At 33.5% G+C, this 6,390-nt stretch carries 4 protein-coding genes; all 4 read left to right on the top strand.

Features of this window, described 5'->3' with window-relative positions:
• The first annotated feature begins 1,305 nt into the window (after nt 1-1,305).
• The 4 genes from FFR60_RS22020 to FFR60_RS22005 all read left to right on the top strand — a co-directional run bounded on the left by FFR60_RS22020 (nt 1,306) and on the right by FFR60_RS22005 (nt 6,099).
• Nucleotides 1,306-1,989 carry a response regulator transcription factor gene (locus tag FFR60_RS22020; protein WP_137665839.1) on the top strand — a complete coding sequence of 228 codons (684 nt, stop codon included), beginning with the start codon at nt 1,306-1,308 and terminating at the stop codon, nt 1,987-1,989.
• Complete coding sequence (locus FFR60_RS22015) at nt 1,986-2,897, top strand: sensor histidine kinase (RefSeq protein WP_137665838.1); 912 nt, start codon at nt 1,986-1,988, stop codon at nt 2,895-2,897. The genes FFR60_RS22020 and FFR60_RS22015 overlap by 4 nt, the downstream gene beginning before the upstream one ends.
• Before the next feature lie 77 nt (nt 2,898-2,974).
• Nucleotides 2,975-3,655, top strand: coding sequence for an ABC transporter ATP-binding protein (locus tag FFR60_RS22010; protein ID WP_137665837.1), 681 nt, complete (start codon nt 2,975-2,977; stop codon nt 3,653-3,655).
• Nucleotides 3,652-6,099, top strand: a complete 2,448-nt coding sequence (locus tag FFR60_RS22005; RefSeq protein ID WP_137665836.1) for an ABC transporter permease — start codon at nt 3,652-3,654, stop codon at nt 6,097-6,099. The genes FFR60_RS22010 and FFR60_RS22005 overlap by 4 nt, the downstream gene beginning before the upstream one ends.
• Nucleotides 6,100-6,390: the final 291 nt, after the last annotated feature.

Genomic DNA, 6,390 nt, shown 5'->3' with positions numbered 1-6,390 from the left:
GTGAAAATCTGGCATGCTTTTTTTCGCACAACATTTTATCTTTTAGCAACTGGACTATTTGTTTTATTAGCCCTAGGGGCTAACAGCTGATTTATGGTTTGATTGGAGTCGCCTGTTTTGGCACTATGATAAAAACAAATTGGACATCGTACCAACGTCATAAAAAGTGGCAAATGAGACAAAAGAACGTTAATACCCACAAAGCGTCGGAAAAAAAAGGGCGCTTAATTAAGCAGAAAACAGCTATAAAACGCAAATATGAGCGCTTTATAGCTGTTTTAAGTCTTTTACACGAATAAAAAAATGGATTTAACAGGATTTTGTTCTTTTCTCTTAACGAGTAAGTAAGAAGTGATCACGTCCCTTTGTGTGACTTCGCCAGAATAGTAAAAAAACTGCTCAAAACTATTGAGTAGTTTTTTTATGCCTGGAGATAGCGTAACGATACAGTCTTTATTAACAAAAAGAAGAAAATAGGGTCTGCAATTTTTTGTAAGACGAGGATCTATTATAGAAGGACACGGACATGTAATGACAAGTGCGCAACTTAAATACATTACTATAGTAGTATTATCACACACAAAATTTATTCAAATTGGCTATGCACCATGATTCCGCTCTCTTCATTTATCACGAATAGCTATACACTCCTACAAAAGAGCACAATAGGGTACACTCTATCTTGCCTAAAATAATCTTGGAATAATGATTGGTTCGATCTAGCACAATAGAGTTGTTCAAAATTTGAAAGTCAGATTTTCTTAGTATTCGGCAATGAATAATGAAGTGTTGAATGGATCGGAAATTTTAAAATTATGATTTCAATACATTCCGATTAAATTACATTAACTATCGATATCTATTTTCTCTGAGAAGTTTTTATCACTTTTGGAGTTTTTTCATTGATTGGTTTGAATTTACTAAATCCCTCAAATAATCTTTTCCTTTCAAGATTTAAATTTGGTCAAATTGATCAGATGATGGAGGAGAACCTAAGTGAATTTCCGCCCCAAAATTAGGATTAAATTGGCTTATCTGAACGATGTACTATAAAAAAAGATTTTTGGGGAGGAACCTTATGGAAATTTACTGATTATGAAAATTGTTTACAATATTAATTTTTCTTTATATCTTAAAAAAGTAAACAGTTGTAGTTCTCTATGATTGATTTCTGTCTGAAATGGATAATTAAAAGAAGTAGTTGGGCGTATCTGGAATGTTTAGTGGAAATTATCTAACTATGAGAACGTAACAATCTATAGTAAGATGGAGGCTAAACTTGATTAATAAGAGGAGCTAATTTAAATGAAAAAAATATTTCTAGTAGAAGATGATGAAAATCTACGAAGAGGAATTTCTTTTGCTTTAGAACAGGAAGATTATCAAGTGATTGCTATTGAAAAGGTTGTTGGAACTGTAGAGATAATTCAAGAAGAGCAACCAGATTTGATTATTTTAGATATTAATTTACCCGATGGAAATGGAATTGATTTATGTTTAGACATACGGAAAATTACTAGTACACCAATTTTTTTCCTAACTGCTTTGGATATGGAGATGGATGTAGTAGCCGGCTTATCAGTTGGTGCAGATGATTATATAACGAAGCCTTTTTCTTTAGCGATTCTAAAAGCTAAGATTATTTCAATATTGCGTCGTATAGATACCTATACGACTGAAATCTCTCAGCCGCCATTCATTTTAAATTTGGATGCTAATTGTTTAACAAAAGATGGAGAAGAAATCTTGTTAAGTTCGACAGAATACCGTTTAGTTCATTATCTAATTAGAAATGCAGGGATTGTATTAGAAAAAGAGAAGTTGATAGACGCTCTATGGGATGCTCAAGGAAAGTTTATAGATGAGAATACTCTATTTGTTAATATCAGAAGAATTCGTTTGAAAATTGAAGCAGATCCTCAAAACCCCAAGTTTATACAAACAATACGTGGCGTTGGTTATGTGTGGAATAAACGAGGCCGTTTATGATTACACTATATATAGGAATCTTTGCCTGTACGTGCATCTTTGGCGCAGTATACAATAGCATTTTAAAAAAAAGACATGAGCTGGAATTGGAGAAACTGGAAACTATATTTGATCAAGTCATTCATAATAAATTTGATCCAGAAACTGTTAAATATTCAGAAGGACAAGTGCATAAGGTGATTTTTAAAGCTAAAAGAGTGGCTGAGATTGCTGAAGAAAGAAAACATAATGTCGAAATAGAACACCAACATATCCAGGAATTGATTACTGATATTTCTCATCAAATGCGAACACCACTAACTAGTATTATGATGTATACCGAATTGCTGCAGTCGATGAATCTACCAGAAGGAGAAGCTAAGGAATTCTTAGAAAGAATTGAAGTCAGTTCTGAACGTCTGATGTGGTTAGCCTCTGAATTTATTATTATGACCCGTTTTGAAACAGCAACGATGAAATTACATCCTGTATTGGAAGATGTAAATAAAACACTCCAGAAGGCAATTTTGGAGAATCAAGAAGCCGCTAAACAAAAAAAAATACTGATATCTGGTGATTTTAATCAGGCGAATCTCTTAGTGCATGATTCTAAATGGACTGGAGAAGCATTCAGTAATGTGATTGATAACGCTGTAAAATATTCACACGAAAAATCGAAAATACAAATTAATATTGAGCGATTACTTTCCTATACACGCGTAGACATAACCAGTTATGGGATAGGGGTTTCAGATGACGCAATACGTTTAATCTCTCAAAAGTATTATCGTGGAGAGAATGCGAAGGAGTTACCTGGGGCTGGAATTGGTTTGTATCTAACTAAATCAATTTTGGAAGAACAGGGAGGGTATATGCTAGTCAAACAAGAACAGGAAAGAACGATATTTTCCCTATTCTTACTAAATTGACAGAAAAGAATAGTAAACTGTCAGGTGTGCGTAAGGTGCTCTTGTTACAATAAGGTCATTTAAGGAGGCGTACATTAATGAATATTGTAACAGTGAGTCATTTAATGAAAACATACGGTCAAGGAGCCAATCAAGTTCATGCGGTCAATGATGTCAGTTTAACTATTCCAGCAAAACAATTTGTGACAATTGTTGGGACTTCGGGATCAGGAAAAAGTACTTTACTCAATTTATTGGGTGGTTTGGATCAGCCAACTACCGGAGAAGTTATAATTGATGGAAAGAATTTGTCAACGATGACAGAAGAAGAGCTTACAATCTTTCGAAGACGGAGTGTAGGATTTATCTTTCAAAACTATAATCTTGTTCCTATATTAAGTGTCTATGAAAACATTGTTTTACCAATTCAATTGGATGGCAATAAAATTGATGAATATTTTGTTACTCAGATTATTAACACATTGGGATTGACCGGTCGAGAAGATGACTTGCCAAATGCATTATCTGGTGGACAACAGCAACGAGTCGCAATTGCTAGAGCTTTGGCTTCTAAGCCGGCGATTATTCTAGCCGACGAACCTACCGGAAATTTAGATAGTCGAACTAGTCAGGATGTTTTAGGATTACTAAAAATGACTGCAAAAGAATTTCATCAAACGGTTATTATGATTACTCATAATGATCATATTGCACAATTAGCGGATCGTGTCATCCGAATTGAAGATGGTCACTTGTCTGAAGAAGGTGAATTCAGATGAAAATACAAAAGAAGATTATCCGTGATATTTGTTTAAAAAGTTTTAAAGCGAATAAACGAAGGAATATATTTGTCAGTATTGCAATAGTTCTAACAACGTTATTATTGACTTCAATTGTAAGCTTAGGTATGAGTTTCATGGAATCTAGTCAACAGCAACAAAGACAAATAGTAGGCACAACAGCCGATGCCAATGTAAACAATTTGACAGCTATTCAATATCAAAAACTTGCCCAAAGCGACACGGTTGCAACTTACGGAACGCAGAGAACGATTGGAATGATTAATTCAAAAAGTCTAGCCAAGAAAGATGCTGAAGTTATTCTACATTGGTATGACGAACCTGAATGGACCCAATTGAGAACCCCAACTATCACAGACTTTAAGGGAAGCTTTCCCCAAAAAAAGAATGAAGTAATGGTACCGATATCTGCTCTGAAAGTATTAGGTATTAGTAAACCTGTGATTGGTATGGAGATCCCTTTGGATTTTACCTACCAAAATAAAGAATATACTCAAACATTTATCTTATCCGGATATTTTAAAGAATATGTGACCCAACGAGCAGCTGATTTGAGTTTTATATTAGTTTCAACTAAATTTGCTAGTGCTCATCCGGATTCTGAAGGTAAAAATACAGTGTCCATTAAATATAAAAGCAATCAAAATATTGCTCAACAAAATAATGAATTAGCAAAACTGTTGGAATTAACTGAAAACCAAGAGATAAAAACTACAACACGAGAAAGTGAAAGCAATATGTTCACGTTGTATTTTGGTATAGGTTTGTTTATCTTTATTATTTTACTTTCAGGAGGATTACTAATTTATAATGTCTTGTATATTTCAATTGCAAATGACATTCGTTTTTATGGTTTACTAAAAGCTTTAGGTACTACGGGAAAGCAAATCAGAAGCATTATTTTAAGGCAAGCATTTCTTTTATGTGCTATTGGGATTCCAGTCGGATTATTTTTAGGAGGTGCTGTTTCCATTGTCTTAGTTCCTTTTGCTTTAAAAGTTTCGACCCTTGCAGACACAATTGTTGTTTCAACAAATCCATGGATATATGTTTTAGCAGCTCTGTTCTCTCTTTGTATCACGCTTCTTAGTTCAATTAAACCAGCAAAAATTGCTGCAAAAGTACCTGCTATTCATGCAATTAAATTTACTGAAAGTACACCAAAAAAACAAAAAGTGCATAGTCGCTTTGGAGGGAATTTATACACTATGGCTTGGCGTAATATCTTTAGAGATAAAAAACGTGCATGGATTGTTATATTATCCTTGTTTTTAGGTATTTCTTTGTATATTGCAACGAACACTGCTTTAGAGAGTGTAGATTTAGAAAACTTTGTAATCAGCGAAATGTCCGATGATATATCTATTGTTTCGCAAAACGAAGAAACTTCGCCTAATCGTGTGTCGGAAGACAAAGAGCTGATTCATCAAATCAATCAACTTCCGGGTCTTGAAAATGTAGATGTCTATTTATCTAGTAAGATATTAGTTGATTTTGAAAAAGGGAAATTTTCGAATTTTATAAAAAGTTACAATAAGACATTTAAATATGGTATGCACAAAGAAGATAATCTGAATTCAAGCAATTTCTATGGCAATCTAGTTGGTATTGACATAGATGAAGCTCGTTCAGTCATGAAAAAAGCAAATCGTTCGTTTGATGAAGAAGCGTTTAATGATGGTGAGATTTGTTTAGTTCAATCTGACTCACCAAAAGATTTCGCAAATATTACAGATTTAGGCTTTAACGTTATTGAGGAAAAACGACATGTTACATTACCGATTGGCGGTTATTTTCCGACAGCGCATCTTGAACAACAGAGTGAAGGAGCACCAACGATTCTTGTTTCAAAAAAAAATATTAATCAAATTGCGCCTAAAGCGTCCATATTAGAGTTAAGAATGAATTTTTCGGATAAAGGTGAAGTAGAGTCTGTTAAACAGATGAGGGAGCTAATTAACCAGCGACCTTATTTCAACTTAATGTCTAAAAGAGAACAGATCGATAATGCACGTTCCAGCAGTATGACTCTAAGGATCATGGGAAATGCATTAGCGATTATCTTGGCTTCTATTGGTTTGCTAAACTTTGTCAATGTAATCACTACTAGTATTATTTCTCGAAAACAAGAATTAGCGACATTAGAAAGTATTGGAATGACAAGAAAACAGACGAACAAGATGTTAGCCTATGAAGGTCTTTATTATGGTGGTATCACTGCTGTGCTTGTTCTTACTTTAGGGATGTTATTAACGTATGGTCTATTTTTGATTATAAAAAATTCAGCAACATATGCTATTTTTGATTTACCTTTCAAAGAAATAGCCATTTCATTATTATTGGTTTTTTCGATTTGTCTTTTCACTCCGATTATTGTGATGAAAGCTTTAGCTTACGAACATATAGCTGATCGGATTAAATAGATCCGACGTGTAACGAAATTAAAAGCAGCTATAAGATTGCTTAAGTATCAATAGCGGTTTGAAGATGTATTTTTAGAAGTGTGAACATAATCTGATTTATTGCTTTTACAACAAAAGAATGGAAGAATCTCGGGATATAAAAAGAGAATGGTTAAAGAGAAATCTAAAGTTATAGTAACAGAGACTCTATAAAAAGTTTAAAAGAAGTGTTCCCTCATTTTTATTGTTCCAAAGACATGGGAGTTTATACATTAAGTTAATAATTACTTAAGAGAAAATACGAATATTTCT

It is taken from the genome of Enterococcus hulanensis, assembly GCF_005405485.1.
In the GTDB taxonomy this organism is placed as follows: domain Bacteria; phylum Bacillota; class Bacilli; order Lactobacillales; family Enterococcaceae; genus Enterococcus_A; species Enterococcus_A hulanensis.
The sequence above is the reverse complement of the archived record's forward strand: the minus strand, read 5'-3'. Positions and strand labels throughout refer to the sequence as shown.

Bases quoted from the DNA above. Each gene is read 5' to 3' on its own strand.
- FFR60_RS22020 (WP_137665839.1), top strand. From the start codon at position 1,306: ATGAAAAAAATATTTCTAGTAGAAGATGATGAAAATCTACGAAGAGGA.
- FFR60_RS22015 (WP_137665838.1), top strand. From the start codon at position 1,986: ATGATTACACTATATATAGGAATCTTTGCCTGTACGTGCATCTTTGGC.
- FFR60_RS22010 (WP_137665837.1), top strand. From the start codon at position 2,975: ATGAATATTGTAACAGTGAGTCATTTAATGAAAACATACGGTCAAGGA.
- FFR60_RS22005 (WP_137665836.1), top strand. From the start codon at position 3,652: ATGAAAATACAAAAGAAGATTATCCGTGATATTTGTTTAAAAAGTTTT.